The organism is Dactylosporangium sp. CA-152071 (assembly GCF_050936335.1).
Taxonomy (GTDB): Bacteria; Actinomycetota; Actinomycetes; order Mycobacteriales; family Micromonosporaceae; genus Dactylosporangium; species Dactylosporangium maewongense.
On the sequence record NZ_JBNJMZ010000001.1, the window covers coordinates 5388880 to 5406196 of the forward strand.

General features: G+C 74.1%; 15 protein-coding genes. 2 read left to right on the forward strand and 13 right to left on the reverse strand.

Annotation, left to right across the window (positions count from 1 at the left end; all coding sequences use genetic code 11):
- Nucleotides 1-99: 99 nt before the first annotated feature.
- From ACQEVZ_RS24025 to ACQEVZ_RS24060, 8 genes are read right to left on the reverse strand one after another with little or no spacing between them, the layout of a single operon-like run.
- On the reverse strand, nt 100-1908 hold the full coding sequence (locus ACQEVZ_RS24025) for a DUF4012 domain-containing protein (RefSeq protein ID WP_433370108.1): 1809 nt from the start codon (nt 1906-1908) through the stop codon (nt 100-102).
- Complete coding sequence (locus ACQEVZ_RS24030) at nt 1889-3109, reverse strand: glycosyltransferase family 4 protein (RefSeq protein ID WP_433370111.1); 1221 nt, start codon at nt 3107-3109, stop codon at nt 1889-1891. Before ACQEVZ_RS24030 ends, ACQEVZ_RS24025 begins: the two co-directional genes overlap by 20 nt.
- Entirely contained in the window at nt 3094-4287 is a 1194-nt protein-coding gene (locus ACQEVZ_RS24035; RefSeq protein ID WP_433370114.1) for a hypothetical protein, read from the reverse strand. Before ACQEVZ_RS24035 ends, ACQEVZ_RS24030 begins: the two co-directional genes overlap by 16 nt.
- Nucleotides 4277-5572 (reverse strand): lipopolysaccharide biosynthesis protein, encoded by a 1296-nt coding sequence (locus tag ACQEVZ_RS24040; RefSeq protein ID WP_433370117.1) that lies wholly within the window; start codon nt 5570-5572, stop codon nt 4277-4279. Before ACQEVZ_RS24040 ends, ACQEVZ_RS24035 begins: the two co-directional genes overlap by 11 nt.
- The gene (locus tag ACQEVZ_RS24045; protein WP_433370120.1) at nt 5569-6723 is read right to left on the reverse strand and encodes a glycosyltransferase; all 1155 of its coding nucleotides are present in this window, start codon (nt 6721-6723) and stop codon (nt 5569-5571) included. The genes ACQEVZ_RS24040 and ACQEVZ_RS24045 overlap by 4 nt, the downstream gene beginning before the upstream one ends.
- Before the next feature lie 8 nt (nt 6724-6731).
- On the reverse strand, nt 6732-7355 hold the full coding sequence (locus ACQEVZ_RS24050) for an acetyltransferase (protein WP_433370123.1): 624 nt from the start codon (nt 7353-7355) through the stop codon (nt 6732-6734).
- Nucleotides 7352-7954 carry a sugar transferase gene (locus tag ACQEVZ_RS24055; RefSeq protein WP_344515214.1) on the reverse strand — a complete coding sequence of 201 codons (603 nt, stop codon included), beginning with the start codon at nt 7952-7954 and terminating at the stop codon, nt 7352-7354. The genes ACQEVZ_RS24050 and ACQEVZ_RS24055 overlap by 4 nt, the downstream gene beginning before the upstream one ends.
- Nucleotides 7951-9060, reverse strand: a complete 1110-nt coding sequence (locus ACQEVZ_RS24060) for a DegT/DnrJ/EryC1/StrS family aminotransferase (RefSeq protein WP_433370127.1) — start codon at nt 9058-9060, stop codon at nt 7951-7953. The genes ACQEVZ_RS24055 and ACQEVZ_RS24060 overlap by 4 nt, the downstream gene beginning before the upstream one ends.
- Nucleotides 9061-9072: 12 nt before the next feature.
- Here ACQEVZ_RS24060 and ACQEVZ_RS24065 point away from each other — a divergent pair, with 12 nt between their 5' ends.
- Nucleotides 9073-9582 carry a low molecular weight phosphatase family protein gene (locus tag ACQEVZ_RS24065; protein ID WP_344515218.1) on the forward strand — a complete coding sequence of 170 codons (510 nt, stop codon included), beginning with the start codon at nt 9073-9075 and terminating at the stop codon, nt 9580-9582.
- On the opposite strand, the gene ACQEVZ_RS24070 is transcribed toward ACQEVZ_RS24065, so the two are convergent.
- A complete protein-coding gene (locus ACQEVZ_RS24070) occupies nt 9539-10975 on the reverse strand; it encodes a polysaccharide biosynthesis tyrosine autokinase (RefSeq protein WP_433370131.1) in 1437 nt (478 codons plus the stop codon). The two genes, ACQEVZ_RS24065 and ACQEVZ_RS24070, sit on opposite strands and share 44 nt — an antisense overlap.
- A gap of 150 nt (nt 10976-11125) precedes the next feature.
- On the opposite strand from ACQEVZ_RS24070, the gene ACQEVZ_RS24075 reads away from it, so the two are divergent.
- Nucleotides 11126-12994 carry a polysaccharide biosynthesis protein gene (locus tag ACQEVZ_RS24075; RefSeq protein WP_433370134.1) on the forward strand — a complete coding sequence of 623 codons (1869 nt, stop codon included), beginning with the start codon at nt 11126-11128 and terminating at the stop codon, nt 12992-12994.
- Here the strand turns inward: ACQEVZ_RS24075 and ACQEVZ_RS24080 are convergent.
- From ACQEVZ_RS24080 to ACQEVZ_RS24095, 4 genes are all read right to left on the reverse strand, one after another.
- Nucleotides 12954-13898, reverse strand: a complete 945-nt coding sequence (locus ACQEVZ_RS24080) for an NAD-dependent epimerase/dehydratase family protein (protein ID WP_344515223.1) — start codon at nt 13896-13898, stop codon at nt 12954-12956. The two genes, ACQEVZ_RS24075 and ACQEVZ_RS24080, sit on opposite strands and share 41 nt — an antisense overlap.
- A 201-nt stretch (nt 13899-14099) precedes the next feature.
- Entirely contained in the window at nt 14100-14966 is an 867-nt protein-coding gene (locus ACQEVZ_RS24085) for an LLM class F420-dependent oxidoreductase (RefSeq protein ID WP_433370137.1), read from the reverse strand.
- A gap of 57 nt (nt 14967-15023) precedes the next feature.
- A complete protein-coding gene (locus tag ACQEVZ_RS24090; RefSeq protein ID WP_433370140.1) occupies nt 15024-16049 on the reverse strand; it encodes a M36 family metallopeptidase in 1026 nt (341 codons plus the stop codon).
- 31 nt (nt 16050-16080) lie between these two features.
- Entirely contained in the window at nt 16081-17250 is a 1170-nt protein-coding gene (locus ACQEVZ_RS24095) for a diguanylate cyclase domain-containing protein (RefSeq protein ID WP_433370143.1), read from the reverse strand.
- Nucleotides 17251-17317 lie beyond the last annotated feature (67 nt).

Consider the following 17317-nt stretch of genomic DNA (forward strand, 5'->3'; position numbering starts at 1 on the left):
GCGACGATTGCCCCCGCGAGGGCGGTCAGTGCGGATCTTGTTCGGGGTCGCATGAATTTCACCGTAGACTTCGCATCACCCCGATATGGGCATTTTTCATCATTTGCCGCATCTCGGCGCGGATTGCAACCGAAGCGTCCACGGGGCGATGCCCGGGGTCGTGACGAGCCGCGGCGTGAACGCGGCCGACGGCGACGGCAGCGGGCCCGTGATGAGGTTCAGCGCGAGCGTGCTGCTCTGCCCGGGCTTCAGGTCGACGGTGAAGACCGCCACGGTCCGGCCCAGCTCGAAGCCGCTGCCGTAGTCGACGGGCGCGCCGTCCTGCGTGGCGTCCACGGGCGCGCCGCCGGTCGGCATGTACACCATGACGTTGGTCCGGACCGTGTAGTCGCCGGCCAGCCCCAGCCCGAGCACGCTGCGCGGCAGCCCGCTCGAAGGCGCCGTCGAGCCGAGCTTCACGGTGAGCCGCAGGTGCCGTGAGCCGTCCTCCAGGCACTCCCCTGCGCTCAGCTCCGCCTCACGGGTCAGGTAGTAGCCGAGCTTCGCGCCGGTGCCGTCGTTGAGGAACACCCCGACCGTCGGCCGGGCGCCGTCGTCGGCGGGCAGCGTGCCGGCGAAGACGGTCCCGGCGATCTCGGCCTGCTCCTCGGGGTGCGCGCTCCACGCGAGGAGCCGCCGCTCGTCCGCGGCCTTCCGCAGGGCCGGCACCAGCTTCGAGGTGTCCGTCAGGGCGCCCGTCAGCTTGTCGAAGACCGCCTTGGCGGCGTCGGCGAAGAAGGCGTCCTGCGACTTCTGGTCGGCGATCGTCAGGTACACCTCCGACAGCAGCCGCCGGACCGCGGTCGGCGCGGTGAGCGGGGGTCCGCCGGCGACGTCGACCGGTCCCGTCGCCTGCAGCAGGTAGGCGAGCGCGACCGGGTCCGTCGCGAGGACACCGTCGACCGTCTGGCCGGAGCGCAGCCGGTACATCTCGCGGTAGAGGGCAGCCGCGGTCGGGAAGTCCGGGGTGAGGTTCACGTCGGCGGGGAACCGGCCGAGCCGGTCGGTGTGCAGGTCCTCCTGGTCGGCGTCCAGCGGCAGGACGGGCGCGGCGAACTCGCGGATGTCGGTGGCGGCGGCGCCCTGCCGCGCGATGGTGATCGCGCCCTTGTCGACCCGCAGCACCACGAACGCGCCCGGCATCCCGCCGGTGGCCCGCACCTCGGCGAGGTTCTGGAAGAGCACCAGGTAGGTCCGGGGCGCGGTGGCGCCGAGCATCGCGGGCAGCAGCTTCGCGGCGCGGGCGGCCGGCGCGAGCAGCGGCGCGACCCGGCGCAGCGCGTCGTCGAGACGCTGCACGGCGGCGCGGACCCGCCCGTCCAGCCCGCCGCGGTCGAGCGCGGCCAGCCGGGCCTGCGCGGCCCGTACCAGCGAATCCGCCGCCGCGAGCCGGGGCGCGGCACCGGTCACCGCCGCGAGGCCGTCCCGGCCGGCGAGCGTCGACTGCAGCCCGCCCGCGACGTCCAGCATCGGCGGGAGCACGCGGGTGGCGAGGTCGTCGACGATCCGGGCGACGGCCGCGACCGCCGTCAGGTCGTCGCCGGCCATCGGCGCCGACCGGCCCATGCCCCAGGTCAGGCCCGAGGTGTCGGACCGGGCCTGCGCCGTCTGGCGGCGCAGGTCGGTGGTGGTGCGCTGGGCGGCGGCGAGGTCACCGGCGCGCAGCGCGGTCTCCAGCGAGCCGACCAGGGTGGCGGCGCGCCGCAGGTGCCCGGCGGCGGACTCGGCGACGACCATCAGCCGCACCCCGGCGCCGGCGAGGAGCAGCAGCACGACGGCGACGGCGAGCACCACCTTGCGCCGCCGGGTCCGCAGCAGCGAACGCAGGTGGGCAGAAGCACCGGTGATCTCAGTCGAGCTGCCGTGCACCGCCGACGACCTCCTTGACCTTCTCTGGCTGGGTGATGACGCGCAGCGCGCGGTAGAAGTCGGCGCGGCGCCGGCCGAGGGTGTCGGCGGCGTAGTTGCGCGCCCGGGCGAGGTTGCGCACCGACGCGGCGGCGAGCGCCTCCGGGTCGGCGACCAGCGCGGTGATCGCGTAGGCGAGGGCGACGGGGTCGTCGGGCGGCACCAGGTGCGTGCGGTCGAGCAGCTCGGGGGTGCCGCCGACGGTGGTGCCGACTGCGGGCAGCGCCCTGGCCATCGCCTCGATCAGCGCCCGGGGCAGGCCCTCGGTGCGCGACGGCAGCACGAAGAGGTCGGCGTCGTCGAGGAACAGCCGCACCGCCGCGCCGGGCGGGACCGCGCCGGCGAACGCGACCCGCCCGCCGAGGCGCCGCTCCCGCACGAGCCGCTCCAGGTCGCGGCGGCAGCGGCCGTCGCCGAGGTGCACCAGGTGCGCCTCCAGGCCGGCCTTCACCAGCAGCGGCAGCGCCTCGATGAGGGTGTCGATCCCCTTGTACGGCTGCTCGAGCGAGCCGACGGAGACCAGCCGGACCGCGACCTTGGGCGAGCCCTCCACCCGGGGCTTGTCGACGAACGCGGCCTCGTCGAGCTGGATGCTGGAGTACGCGGCGGTCACCGCACCGGGCGCGGCCGGGTAGCGCGACTGCAGCGCCCGCTCGGTGACGTAGGCGACGGCGACGGCGCTGCGGCACTGCGCCCGCAGCCGGGCGGTGAACCAGGCGCGCAGCAGCGGGCGCAGCGGGTGGCGGATCGTCCCGGGCGCGAACACGTCGTAGGGGTCGCCGACGACCTCCAGGCCGAAAGGCCGGGCCCCTCGGCGCAACGCCCGGTGCAACAGGGTCCCGATCGCGGACGGCACCCGCAGCAGGACGGCGTCGCCGGGCTCGACGGCGGCGCGGACGGCGGCCCGCACCGCGCGCAGGCGCCGCAGGTACTGCAGCGGGCCGACGTAGTAGGGCACCGCGTGCACGGTGACGTGGTCACCGTCGACGCGCTCGGCGTCCGGCGGGCGGCCGCCGCGCTCGGCGACCCGGGCCACGATCCGGACCTCGTCGAAGACGGCGAGGTAGCGCTGCCAGAAGTCGTACGCGGCACCGGTCGTGCTCCACACCCGCCCGTCGGGGGTGCGGGCGTACCGCTGCTCACAGCTCACGACGAGACGCATGCGGGCACCGCCTCCGGTTCCTCACTGGTCGGTTCTTCCACCCGGACCGAGACCAGGCGGAGCGCGCCGTAGAACAGCAGCCCGTACACGCAGGTCTTGAGCAGGCTGCCGCTCTCGCCGCGGAAGCCGTACATCCACGCGACGTTGAAGAGCACGCTGGCGTACGCGTAGACCGGCGCCCGGTCGAGCCGGTTGATCAGCAGCCGGTGCACGGCGGTGAGCCCGGCGAACAGCGCCGGGATCCCCCACAGCCCGAAGTTGAGGTACGCCTCGCCGGTGAGGGAGAAGCCGTACCCGGAGGCGCTGCCGGGCGCGTACCGGTCGACGAGCCACTGCGACAGCGCCGGCTGCGCGTGCCCGGGCAGCAGGTTGACGAGCGCGTGCAGGTAGGTGGCGCCGCGCGCGAACGGCTCGACCGACGGCACGTGCGTCATCACCCACGTGTCGACGAAGAGCACCGAGCCCTGGTTGAGCACCTGGCTGGTGTCGGCGGGGCCGTCGCCGCGGAGGCTGAAGATCATGGTCGCGCCGACCAGCAGCAGCGCGCCGTAGCCGACCGGCCGGGCGAACGAGCCGCCGCGGGTCAGCTCGCGGTGCAGGATCAGGCTGAAGATCACGAAGACGAAGTCGCGCTCGCCGGTGCTGAGGCAGTAGACGACGTAGACGGCGAAGTTCAGCCGGTACGTGAAGCGCCCGGCGCCGCTGCCGCCGGCCATGTAGTACAGCGCGCAGGCGAACATCTCGAACAGCAGGTAGTCGTAGTGGCCGGGCCCGGCGACGTCGATGCGGTCGAGCTTGGTGCCGGCGAGGAAGCTGGTGCCGCCGAGCACGAGGACGGTCGTCGCGTAGAGCGTGAGCAGGGCGAGGACGACGGGCAGCAGCGGGAAGCGGTGGGTGGTCGCGGGCGCGGCGATGTCGTGGCGCTGGCGCACCAGCAGGCCGGCGGCCAGGACCCCGGCGAACGCGAGCAGCAGGCCCAGCGCCGCCCGGCCGATCAGGGCGGTGTTGGTGCCGAAGTAGATCGCCCCGCCGAGCAGGTAGCTGACGACGGGCCCGAAGCCGAAGAGGAAGAAGTACGCGGCGACGTAGGCGAGGACGTCGCGGACCCCGCCGACGAGCAGCAGCACCGGGATCACCAGCCCGGCGAGCAGCACCGCGTACCAGGGATCAAAGGTCACGCCGCAGCAGCTCCCACTTGAGGCCGGCGTGGACGGCGGCGGCCGCGACGGTCGCCCAGGCCGCGCCGGCGATGCCGTGGCGGGGCACGAGCACGAGCGCGGCGAGGACCGTGGCGGCGAGGACGGCGGCGTTCACGGCGAGCTGGCCGGTGAAGCGGCGCACCGCGGACAGGGCCGCGTCGAGCACGAAGCAGCTCGCGGCGACGGCGGTGGCGATGGTGAGGACGGTGAGGGTGCCGGCCTCGTCGGCGTACTCCTCGCCGTAGACGGCGCGCAGCACCTTCGCGCCGAAGAGCTCCGCGGCCCAGACGGCGACGACCCCGGCGACGGTGATGCCGATGAGCGACTGCCGCACGAGTGCGGCGAACCGCTCCCGGGCGCCGGCGGCGCGCAGCTCGACGAGGCGCGGCAGGAGCGTCTGCGCGACGGCGGAGACGAGCAGGTTGCCGGTGAGGACGAGGTAGCCGGCGGCGGCGAACGCGCCGAGGGCGGCCGCGCCGAGACGGTCCTGCAGCGCGTACCGGGGGACGTTGGCGGTCAGGGAGGTGATCCCGGAGGCGAGGCCGAGCGGCAGCGCCGTCCACACGAGCGCCCCCGGCCCGGGCGGGCTGAACCGGTGCGTGTGCCGCTTCGGCGGGTCGGCCTTCAGGCTCGCCTTGGCGGTGGCGTCCAGCAGCCGGGAGGCGAGCGGCGCGCAGAAGCCGAGCCAGGCGATCAGCGAGCCCATCGCGGAGCCGGCGGCGGCCCAGGCGACGCTGCCGGTCGCGGCGAGCAGGACGCCGGTGAGGGCGATGGTGAGCGCGCCGTTGGCGAGCTGCGCGACGGCGATGCCCCGCTGGTCGTGGTGGCGCTGCAGCAGGCCGAGGTAGATGTCGCCGACGCCGTCGAACGCCTTGGCCAGGCCGACGAGGACGACGACCGCCGGCGGCAGGTCGAAGGCCCACACGGCGACGCCGATCGCGGCCGTCGCGGCGGCCATCCCGGCGAGCCGGACCCGCAGGTACCGGCGGAACGGGTGCTCGTGGAAGGTGTCGGTGACCAGGACGGTGCGCAGCGACAGGTTCGCCAGCAGCACCACCGGGGCGCCGACGGCGAGGCCGAGGGCATAGTCGCCGACCATGGACTCGGTGCCGAGCCGGGCGACGACGACCAGGACCAGCCACTGGCACAGGGCGTAGCCGGCGTTGCCGACCACACCCCAGCCGACGTTGCCGGCGAAGGACGGCCGGCGCTTCGACGGGGCGGCATGGCGGACGGGCGTCTTCGGTGACCGCAGCTGTGTCATCTTCGGACGACCCGTTCCAGCACGTCGGCGACGGCCGCGGCGGCCGGCCCCTCGGCGAACCGGTCGACCACCAGCTCCCGGCTCAGCGCCCCGCGGTGGCGCAGGGTGCCGGCGAGGAACTCCGCGTGCGCCTCGTGCAGCGCGGCGACGAGCGCGTCGACGTCGTCGCGGGGCACCAGCCAGCCGGACGCGGGGTCGACGGTCTCCGGCAGGGCGCCGGCGTCGGACACGATGCTCGGCACGCCCATCGCGCCGGCCTCGCGGGCGGCGCCGTGGTTCTCCGACAGCGACGGGCTGACGCTGACGTCGGCGGCGGCGTAGCAGTCGCGGACGTCGAGCGTGGACTCGTGCCAGTCGACGTCGCCGCGGCCCCGCTCCCCGGTGACGCCGAAGCGGCGCATGAGCTGCTGCCGGTAGGCCTCGCCGGCGGCGTCGAACCCGCCGCCGAGCAGGATCAGCCTGGCGTCGGGGACGTCGCGGCGGAAGCGCCGCCACGCGGTGAGCAGGATGTCGTGGCCCTTGATGCCGCGGCCGCGGTGGGTGAGCCACTTCGGCGGGTACACGTAGGCGACCATGCAGGCGGTGAACGTGGTGCCGGCGAGGCCGAACGCGTCCCGGCACGCGGCCCGGTAGGCGGCCGACGGCGGCGAGAAGTGCTCGACGTCGGTGCCGTAGTGGACCGGCACGACCCGCGAGTCCGGCATGCCGATGGCGCGGTAGAGGGTCGCGGTGTGCCGGCTGCCGCTGATGACGACCTCGTCGCGGCGGCACAGGACCCGCTCGACGGTGCGGATCAGCGGCGACTCGAGGAACAGCGGGCCGGGCACCATGTGCACGCGCCGGGCGGGCAGGCCGAGGCTGGCGATCCGGGCGGCGAGCGCGGACGCGTACAGGTGGTAGTGCAGCACGTCCGGGGCGAGCGCGCGGAGCTGCCCGCGCAGCCGCAGCAGCCCGGCGGCGGTGGCCGGGGTGGGGCGGAACCGGAAGTCGAACCCGGACTGCACGACGTCGATCCCCCGGTCGTGCAGCGCCTTGCGCAGCTGCCCCTCGCTGCCGGGCGGCAGCACGGCGACGACCTCGTGGCCGCGCCGGCGCAGCTCGTCGAGCTGCGGCACGGTCCACCGGCCGCCGTCGTCCGTCTTGATGATCATCGCGACCTTCACCGCGCCGGAACCCCCTTCACGGTCGCCTTCGGCTCGACGTCGCGGGTGACGCACGCGCCCGCGCCGACGGTGGCGCCCTCGCCGACCCGCAGGCCCTGCAGCACGCAGGCGGTCGTGCCGATCAGCACCTCGGACCCGATCCGGCAGTCGCCGGAGATCGCGGCCAGGGGGTTGACCTGGACGAAGTCGGCGAGCTCGGTGTCGTGGCCGACGGTGCAGTTCTGGTTGAGGTGCACGTGCCGGCCGATGCGCACGTCGGTGGTGACGCGGGCGCCGGCGAACGCGACGAACCCCTCGCCGAGGCACGCGTCCGGCCCGATCGTCGCGGCCGGGTGGATCAGGGTGGCCGCGGCGAGGCCGTGCGGCCGCAGCTGCTCGTCGAGGCGGGCCCGGATCCGCGGGTCGCCGATGCCGATCACGTAGCCGATCGAGGGGCGCTCCTCGCCGAGGCGGGTGCTGGGGCCGAGGAACGGCACGCCGAGCGCGGTCACCCGGTCGAGGTTGCGCTGGGTGGGGTTGTCGTCGACGAACCCGCGCACGGGCATGCCGGCGGCCCGGGCGATGGTCAGGATCTCCCGGCCGTGGCCGCCGATGCCGACGATGACGAGACCGTTCCTCACGCCTGCCGCCCTTCCGGCACGGCGCGCAGCTCGTGGTTGGTCGCGGAGCCGGCCGCGGTGACGCCGTCACGGCGCACGACGGTGCGGACCGTCGCGGCCAGGATCCGCAGGTCCATCCGCAGCGACCGGGCCCGCACGTAGTGCAGGTCGTGGGCGAACTTCTGCTCCCACGTGAGGTTGTTGCGGCCGAGGACCTGGGCCAGGCCGGTGATGCCGGGCCGCACGTCGTGCCGGTGCGCCTCCTGTTCGGTGTACCGGCCGAGGTACGCCACCGGCAGCGGGCGCGGGCCGACGAGGCTCATGTCGCCGCGCAGGACGTTCCACAGCGCGGGCAGCTCGTCGAGGCTGGTGGCGCGCAGGAAGCGGCCGGCGGCGGTGAGCCGCTCCGCGTCGCTGCCCGGGTCGAAGCCGCGTGGGGACGGGCGCATCGTGCGGAACTTGACGAACGTGAACGGCCGCCCGTGCAGGCCGGTCCGCTCCTGCCGGAACAGCACCGGCGACCCCATCGTGCAGCGGACGAAGACGGCGGTGGCGGCGATGACCGGGGCGAGGACGACCGTGGCGGCGGCGGCGCCGGCGAGGTCCAGGGCGCGGTTCACAGGAACTCGTCGATCGCGTCGAAGACGCGCCGCTGGGCGGCGTCGCCGAGCTGCGAGCCGCTGGGCAGCGCCAGGCCGGTCGCGAAGAGGTGGTCGGCGGCGCCGGTCAGCCAGCTGCGGGCCTGGCGGTACACCGGCTGCCGGTGCATCGGCTTCCACACCGGCCGCGTCTCGATGTCGTGCCGGGCGAGATGCTCGCCGAGCGCCGCGGCGGACCAGCCGGACTCGCGCTCCTCGACCGCGACGACGGTCAGCCAGCAGTTGGATCCGTGTTCGCCGTCGCCGACGATCCGCACGCCGGGCACGCCGGCGAAGGTCTTGGCGTAGCGCTCCCGCAGCTGCCGCCGCCGCGCGAGCATCCCGTCGAGGCGGGACAGCTGCGCTCGGCCGACCGCGGCGAGCAGGTTGCTGAGCCGGTAGTTGTACCCGACGTCGGCGTGCTCGTAGTGCGGCACCGGCTGCCGGGCCTGGGTGGCCAGGTGGCGGCAGCGCTCGGCGAGCGCCGCGTCGTCGGTGACGAGCATCCCGCCGCCGGACGTCGTGATGATCTTGTTGCCGTTGAACGACAGCGCCGCGGCCCGCCCGAAGGACCCCGCCGGCCGGCCGTCCCGGGTCGCGCCGAGCGCTTCGGCCGCGTCCTCCAGCAGCGGTACGTCCACGTTTAGGAGTGACCCGTGGTCGGCGCAGGCGCCGAAGAGGTCCACCGGGACGACCGCGGCGACGCGCCTGCCCTCGCGGCGCAGGTCGGCGACGGCCCGCTCGGCGAGGGCGGCGTCGATGTTGCCGGTGTCGGGCTCGCTGTCGACGAAGACGGGCTCGGCGCCGGTGTAGACGACGGCGTTGGCGGTGGCCGCGAAGGTCAGCGTCGGCACGATCACCGTGTCGCCCGGGCCGACGCCCATCGCGAGCAGCGCCAGGTGCAGCGCGGCGGTGCCGGAGCTGACGCCGACGGCGTGCGCGGTGCCGCACCGCCGGGCGACCTCGGCCTCGAACGCGTCGAGATCCGGCCCGACGGGCGCGACCCAACCGGAGCGTAAGGCGTTGACGAGGTAGCGCTCCTCGGTGCCCGAGATGTCGGGCGCGGACAGGAAGATGCGTGAGTTCATCGGGGGCTTTCCATGCTGTTCGTCTGCCGGGCCAACCTGTGCCGCTCGGCCATGGCCGAGCGGCTGGCCCGGGCCGGTGGCCTGGACGCCGCGAGCGCCGGCACGCACGCGATGCCTGGTCTGGACATGCCGCCTGAGGCGAAGGCGGTGCTGCTGGAGCGGGGCGCGGACCCCGCGGGCTTCGCCAGCCGGCGCGTCGACGCCGCGCTGCTGGCCGGCGCCGACCTGGTGCTGACCGCGACGCGGGCGGAGCGGGCGCACTGCGTGACGCTCGCCCCGGCGACGGCGGCGCGGACGTTCACGCTGCGCCAGTTCGGCCGGTACCTGGCGGCGCTGCCGCCGGAGCCGACGACGCTGCGCGACATCGCGCGGGTGCGGGGGCGGCTGCGGGCGGGTTCGCCGCTCGACGACGACCTGACCGACCCGTTCGGCGGCCCGGTCGAGGGGTTCCGCGTCTGCGCCGGGACGATCGCGGACATCATCGCCCTCCTGGCCGGCCGGCCGCGTCGAGATCCCGGGTGACCGGCGCCGGCTTGCCGGCGGCGGCGGCCTTCAGCAGCGGCGCGCCGGCCCGGGTGCCGTAGTAGGCGTAGGAGTAGGCGTCGTCGCCGCCGGACTTCGCGCCGTTGAGCACGCAGCCGAAGAGCCGGGCGGAGACCGCGTCGATGGCGAGGACCGCGGAGCGCACCTGGGTGACGGTGGTCTTGCCGGCCCGGGTGACCAGCACGGCGCCGTCGGCGCGGCTGGCCACGACCGCGGCGTCGGTGACGACGAGCAGCGGCGAGGTGTCGACGACGACGTAGTCGAAGTCCTCGCCGGCGGTGGCGAGCAGCCGGGCCATCTGCTGCGAGCCGAGCAGCTCGCTCGGGTTGGGCGGGATCGAGCCGCTGGCGAGCACCCACAGGTCGCGGTCGCCCCACGGCTGCGCGGCGGTGTCCAGGTCGACCTGGCCGACGAGCACATTGGTGAGGCCGACGGCGCCCTCCAGGTCGAGGTACTCGGCCAGCTTCGGCCGCCGCACGTCGGCGTCGATCAGCAGGACGCGGTGCCCGTTCTCGGCGAGGACGATCGCGAGGTTGCAGGCGATCGTCGACTTGCCCTCGTCGGGCAGCGCGCTGGTCACGACGATGCAGCGGGCCCGCCGGTCGGGGTCGACGAACTGCAGGTTGGTGCGCAGGTGACGCATCGCCTCGCCGCGCGGCGACCAGGTGGCGTCCTCCAGCAGGAGCGGCTCCTGGCGGGCCCGCGGGTCCAGTGGCACGGTGGCGAGCACGGCCTTGCCGCCGGCCTGCCGCAGCGCGGTCGCGGAGCGGACGCTGCTGTCCAGGATCTCCCGCAGGACGGCGCCGGCGGCGCCGACGAGCAACCCCATCAGCAGCGCGACGGCGAAGTTGCGGGCGGGCTGCGGCGAGACGGGGTCGGTGCCGACGCGGGGGCCGGTCACCACGTCGACGCGGACGGTCGGGCTGTCGCCGCCCGGCGGGGTCTCCAGGACCGCGACGAGGGCGGCGAACTGCGTCGCGACGGACTCGGCGATGCGCAGGGCGCGGTCGCTGCGGGTGTCCAGCACGGTGATGTCCAGCAGCACGGTGTCGGGCACGGTGCGCGCGCTGATGCGTGCCTTGACCCCGTCGGCGTCCAGGCCGACGCCCGGGTCCGTGGCGACGGCGCGGGCGAGGCGGTCGCTGGTGACGAGGTTGACGTAGGACCGGGCGCGCTGCTGCGAGAACAGGCCGCCCTGGTAGGCGTCGGTCACGCCGCTGCTCGGGGTGCTGACGAAGAACGTCACCGAGGCGGCATACGTCGGCGCGGTACGCGCGGTGATCACGACCGCGGCGACCAGGGCCAGGCAGGCGGTCGTGGCCACCAGCCACCAGCGTTTCCGGACCGCGCTGACATAGTCGCGCAGCTCCATACGCCATGACCTCCCGTGTTCGCTTCTTCACGAAGAGTGACATGTTGTCATGACGCAAGAGGTGAAACGGTCTAATTTCCCCTATCCGGTTTTACCGGGATCTCATCTGCCAAATCGTGAAGAATGGTCGCCGTGTCGAAGGGGGAACCGATGGACGACCACAGGCCCTCCGGGCCCGCGGACTGGCCCGCCGACCTCTGCGCCTGGGCCGGCGGCCTCGCGCTGGCGATCACGATCGGGCCGGACCGTCCGTCGCTGCTCACCGCGGGCGCCGCGATCGTCCTGGCCGCCGCGGCGCACACGGCGATCGCGTGGCCGGTCCACCTGTACCGGCGCCGCTACGGCCACGGGACGCTGCCCGAGCTGCGGGCACTCGCGCTCACCGTCGCCGCGACCGGTGGGCTGCTGTGGGTCGCCGGGGTCGCCCCGGCGGCGGTCGCCGGGGTCGGCGCGATGGCCACCCTGCTGGCGATGGTCACCGGCCGCGCGGCCGGCCGGCTGCGGCGCGAGCGGCGGCTGCGGGTCGCCCCCTCCGCGCAGGCCGTGCCGGTGCTCGTCTACGGCGCCGGCGCCGCCGGCCACCGGCTGCTGCGCTCGATGGCGCACGACCCGCACTGCCGCTACCGGCCGGTCGGCATCGTCGACGACGACCCGGCCAAGCAGAACCTGCGCGTCGAGGGCGTCGCCGTGCTCGGCGGGCGGGCCTCGCTCGCCGCCGCGCTCGCCCGGACCGGCGCCGAGGTCGTCATCTTCGCCATCCGGGCCGACGACGGCGCGCTGCTGCGCGACGTCCGGGCCGTGACGACCGCCGCGCGGCGCGATCTCAAGATCCTGCCGTCCATCGACGAGAGCCTCGACGGGCCCGTGGGGGTCGCGGAGATCCGCGACGTGCAGCTGTCGGACCTGCTCGGCCGCCGCCAGATCGACACCGACCTGGCCGCGATCGGCGACTACCTGGCCGGCCGGCGGGTCCTCGTGACCGGCGCCGGCGGCTCGATCGGCTCCGAGCTGTGCCGGCAGCTGCACCGCTTCGGCCCGGCCGAGCTGATGATGCTCGACCGCGACGAGTCGGCGCTGCACGCGGTGCAGCTGTCGATCCACGGCCGGGCCCTGCTGGACAGCCCCGAGCTGATCCTCGCCGACCTGCGCGACGCCGGCTCCATCGCCGCGGTCCTCGCCGAGCGCCGGCCGGAGGTGGTGTTCCACGCCGCCGCGCTCAAGCACCTCACGCTGCTGGAGCGGCACCCGGCCGAGGCGTTGCAGACCAACGTCCTCGGCACGCTCAACGTCCTGTCGGCGGCCGACGCGGTGGGGGTCGAGCGCTTCGTGAACATCTCCACCGACAAGGCCGCCAACCCGATCAGCGTCCTGGGCTACACGAAGCGGATCACCGAGCGCCTGACCGCGCACCGCTCGGCCGTCGCGGCCGGCACGTTCCTCAACGTCCGGTTCGGCAACGTGCTCGGCAGCCGCGGCTCGGTCGTCACCGCCTTCCAGGCGCAGATCGCCGCCGGCGGACCCGTCACCGTCACCGACCCGGACGTGACCCGCTTCATGATGACGGTCCAGGAGGCCGTGCAGCTGGTGATCCAGGCCGCCGCGCTGGGCGCCGGCGGCGAGGCGCTCGTGCTGGACATGGGCACGCCGGTGCGGATCGACGACCTGGCGCACCAGCTCGCCGCGCAGGCCGAGCGGCCGGTCGACTTCGTCTACACCGGCCTGCGGCACGGCGAGAAGCTGCACGAGGAGCTCTTCGGCGCCGGCGAGATCGACCTGCGGCCGCTGCACCCGCTCATCTCGCACGTCTCGGTGCCGCCGCTCGACCCGTCGCTGGCCCTCGCGCTGGACGTGCGGTCCTCGCCGGCGGCCCTGGTCGGCCAGCTCGCCGACCTGTGCCTGGTGCCGTTCGTCGAGCCCGCCGCCCTGCCGGCGGCGCCGACCGCGGCGCCTGCGGTGCCTTCTTCGGCGCCCGCGGCGCCTATCGCGGTGCCGACGCTATCTGCCGCTCGTACCAGCTGACGGTCTCGGCGAGGCCCTGGTCGAGCGGGACCGGCCCGTGGCCGGGGAAGAGCTCCCGCAGCCGGGACGACTCCGCCTGCGAGTCGCGCACGTCGCCGGGCCGGGCGGGGTCGAAGACCACCTCGACCGGCCGGTCGACCAGCCCGCGGATCTTGTCGATCAGGTCGACCAGCGACGTGCGGGTGCCGAACGCCAGGTTCACCGGGGTCGGGCTGGTCACCCGGCGCACCGCGGCGTCGGTGAGCAGCCGCGCCACCGACCCGACGAACGTGAAGTCCCGCGTCTGCCGCCCGTCGCCGTGGACGTGCAGCGGCTGCCCGCGCAGCGCCGCGTCGGCGAACGTCGGGATCACCGCGGCGTAGGCGTGACCGACGGACTGCAGCGGCCCGTACACGTTGAAGAACCGCAGCGCGAGCACCGGCAGGCCGTAAGTGGCGCCGTAGGCCAGCACCGACGACTCGGCCGCGAGCTTGCTCGCAGCGTACGGACTCTGCGGGCGGGTCGGCAGCTCCTCGTGCTTCGGCAGGACCTTCGTCGGCCCGTACACCGAGGACGAGGACGCCGTGATGATCGGCGTGCCGCCGCGCCGGCAGGCCTCCAGCACGTGCATGGTGCCGGTGGCGTTGACCAGGTGGCTGCGCAGCGGGTCCGCGACGGACCGCGGCACCGACGGCCGGGCGGCCAGGTGGATGACGACGTCGGCCCGCTCGACCGCGTCGTCGATCGCGGGCCGGTCCAGGATGCTGCCGGTGATCAGCGTCGCGCCGACGCCGTCGAGGTTGCCCTCACTGCCGGTGCTCAGGTCGTCGAACGCCACGACCTCGTGCACGGCAGGGTGGGTGACCAGCTCCCGGCACAGGTTTCCCCCGATGAACCCCGCGCCGCCGGTGACCAGAACTCTCATCAACGGGTGCAACGGCGACCGGGCGGAGCAGGTGACGCCACGGACGAGGTCACCGTTTTTCCGGATGAACCCGTCCTTTCGGACAGCATCGAGGTCTGCTCACCGACTACATGCGCGCCGAGGCCGCCGCCGGCAACGAGGCGTTCGCCGCCCACATCGCCCGCGGCGACCTCGAGCACTACCTGCGCGACATCGCCCTGCTCAGCTGAGGTCCATCCGCGGGAGGACGTCCTTGGCGAGGATGGTGGCGAACTCGACCGGGTGGCGGTCGGGCATCGTCTGGACCTCGGTGACGCCGAGGCGGGCGTAGGCCTCGACGTCGCGGAGCCAGGCGTCCGGGTCCTCCAGCGGCGGGCGCGTGACCAGCACGGTCTTGACGATCCCGGCGTAGTCGCGGCCCTCGGTGTCGCAGTGGGCGCGCAGGACGTCGAGCTTCGCGGCGACGTCCTCGGGCGTGGAGCCGAAGAGGTTGCAGGCGTCGGCGTACTTCGCGACCAGGCGCAGCGTCTTCTTCTCGCCACCGCCGCCGATCATGATCATCGGGCGGGCGCGGCCGAGCGGCGGCGGGGAGTTGAGCGTCTCCGTCAGCCGGTAGTGGGTGCCCTCGAAGGGGCCGTTGTCGTCGCTCCACATCTGCAGGCAGATCCGCAGCGTCTCCTCGAGGCGCTCGAAGCGCTCCGCCACCGGCACGACGGGCACGCCCAGGCCGCGCTGCTCGCGCTCGTACCAGGAGGCGCCGATCCCGAGCCGCGCCCGGCCCGCCGACAGCACGTCCAGCGTGGTGACGATCTTCGCCAGGAGGCCTGGGTGGCGGTACATCACGCCGGTCACCAGCAGGCCCAGCGTCATGCGCTCGGTGAGGGCCGCGAGGTAGCCCAGCGTGGTGTAGCCCTCCAGCATCGGCTCCTCGGCGGGCGCCATGCCGTCCATCTGGAAGTAGTGGTCCATGACCGTGAAGGACGCGACCCCCGCCTGCTCGGCGATGAGGGCGGTCTCCCGCAGCGTCGGCGCGATGGCCGCCGGGTCGGCGGGTGTCGAGAAGTTCCAGTAGTGCAGCCCCAGCTTCATGGGGTCAATCATTGTCCCGGATCGCCGGGGTTGCGGCGATCCGGGACATGAAACCCCCTACAACAGTCCGCGTGCGACGAACGCGGTCCGGGTCGCCTGGGCGGCCTGGGTGCCGTAGAGGCGTTGCGCCGCGTCCACGGTGGCCTGGGCCGCCGCCGCGAACGTGGTGTCGACCGCGAAGGCGAACTGCGCCTCCACGATCAAGGTGCTGGCCCGGGTGTCACCGAGCGCCACCCGGATGTCCCACAGGGCGCGGGACCAGATCTCGCCGTCGGCGTGGACCTCGCCGACGACACTCTCCGGGTAGTGCTTGGTGCCGTCGAGCCGGCGCAGGCAGTGCGGCACGGTGCTGGTGTAGGAGACGGAGTCCCAGTCCGCCACGCACGCCTCCGGGGTGCGGGCCGGTGCCCCGGTCGCCCAGCTGGTGACCGCCACGGCCAGGTAGTCGCCGAACGCCTCACCGATCGCGCCCGACTCCAGGGTCGTGCCGAACCCGGGCACCTGGCCGTCCTGCACCGAGTGGCCGTACTCGTGCACGATGACCTCGGCGTCCTCCGCGTCGTCGACCCCGCCCTTGCCGAGGGTGATGTTGGCCTTGTCGTCGCGGAAGAACGAGTTGTCGCCGCCGTACTGGTCGATGCGGACCTCGATCCGGCGCTGGTTGACCGGCCTGAGCGCCGAGCCGAAGCCCAGATGCTGCAGGTACCGCTGCGCGGTGGTCACCCAGTGGTATGCCATCACCTGCTCGAACTGGTCGGCGTCGCGATGCCAGGCGGGGAACGCGCCGTCGACGGCGAGGGCCGCCTTGCCGGTGGAGCTCTTCACGACCACGTACCGGCCGGACAGCTTGCCGGTGCCGTCGAGGTCGGTGAGCGTGACCTGACGGTAGGCCGGTGCGAACGCCGGGCTGTCGGCGTCCTTCGCATCGACCAGGCTCTGCAGTCCGAGGGCCTGCACCGGGTTGGGGAAGAACACGGTCGCGGTCGCCGATTCGCCGGTCGGCGTGGCGTGCGCCGGTCCGGCCGCCCCGACGGATACGACCGTGGCAACCGCCGCGGTCAGCGCGAGGATCCTTTCCTTCATGCGCGAAGGAGCGGAGGTGGCGCCGCGCGCGTTACCGGACGGCCTGGTGGACCAGCCGGACGGCCGGCTCCTTGTAGACGGCGAAGCCGCCCTTGGTGCCCTGCTTCACCTGATACATCGCCATGTCGGCGTCGCGGAGCAGCTCGCCGCCGTCGCGGCCGCCGCCGCTGATCGCGACGCCCACGCTGGCGCCGACGCGGACCTCGGTGCCGGCGATCTCGAACGGCTCGCCGACGGTGGCGACGATGCGCTCGGCGACGCGGACCGCGACGCTCGCGTCGCCGCCGGCGATGACGATCGCGAACTCGTCGCCGCCGAGGCGGACCACGGTGTCGTCGCCGCGGACCGCGGCGAGCAGCCGGCCGGCGACGCCGATGAGGAGGTCGTCGCCCGCGGCGTGACCGAGCTGGTCGTTGACGGGCTTGAAGTTGTCCAGGTCGACCAGGAGCAGCGCCTGGTCGGCGCAGTCGCCGCCCTCCAGCAGCTCGGTGAGCATGCGGCGGTTCGGCAGGCCGGTCAGCGGGTCGTGGGATGCCTGGTGGCGGATCAGCGCCTCGTGCTCGGCGAGCGTGTCGAGGGCGATCTGCTGCTGCTCCAGCATCTCCTCGTTGGCCTTGGTGGTGAGGCGGTGCTCGCGCTCGAAGCGGTAGAGCAGCCAGCCGATCGCGGTGACGGCGAGGGTCATGGCGACGGCGAGCGACAGGTCGGCGACGGTGTTGGCCAGCGCGGCGGCGTCGGCCGCCTGCTGCTCGAGGCTGCGCAGCTGGGCGTTCAGCCGGCCGAACTGCGGCTCGGTCTGCCGCTTCTCCAGCGCCCGCGCCTCGGCGATCTTGCCGACGCCGAGCATGCCGAGCTCGGTGTCCAGCACGGCGTGGTACGCGCTGACGCTGTCCTCCAGCCGCTGCACCGTGGCGGCGTCGAGGTCGCCAAGCGCTTCGACGATGTCGCGCTCGCGGCCGCGGATCTCGCCGAGCTCGCGGGCGACCGTCACGGGCGTGTTGCGGTCGGCGACGGTCTTCCACTGCAGCGAGCTCTCCTCGTGCAGCAGCATGTTGAGCTCGCTGAGGCGCGACCGGGTGGCCTCCTGGGACTGGCTCCTGCCGTGCAGGTACACGTTGGCGAACGTGACCCCGCCGAGCAGCACGATCGCGAGCGCCAGCACCCGCGGCCAGCGCCACCCGAGCTTCCCGACCTTCCGCATGGCATGGCTATCGGCACGCACGCGCCGACCTTCGAGTTTTGTGCCGGAGATTCTTCAGTACCCGGGG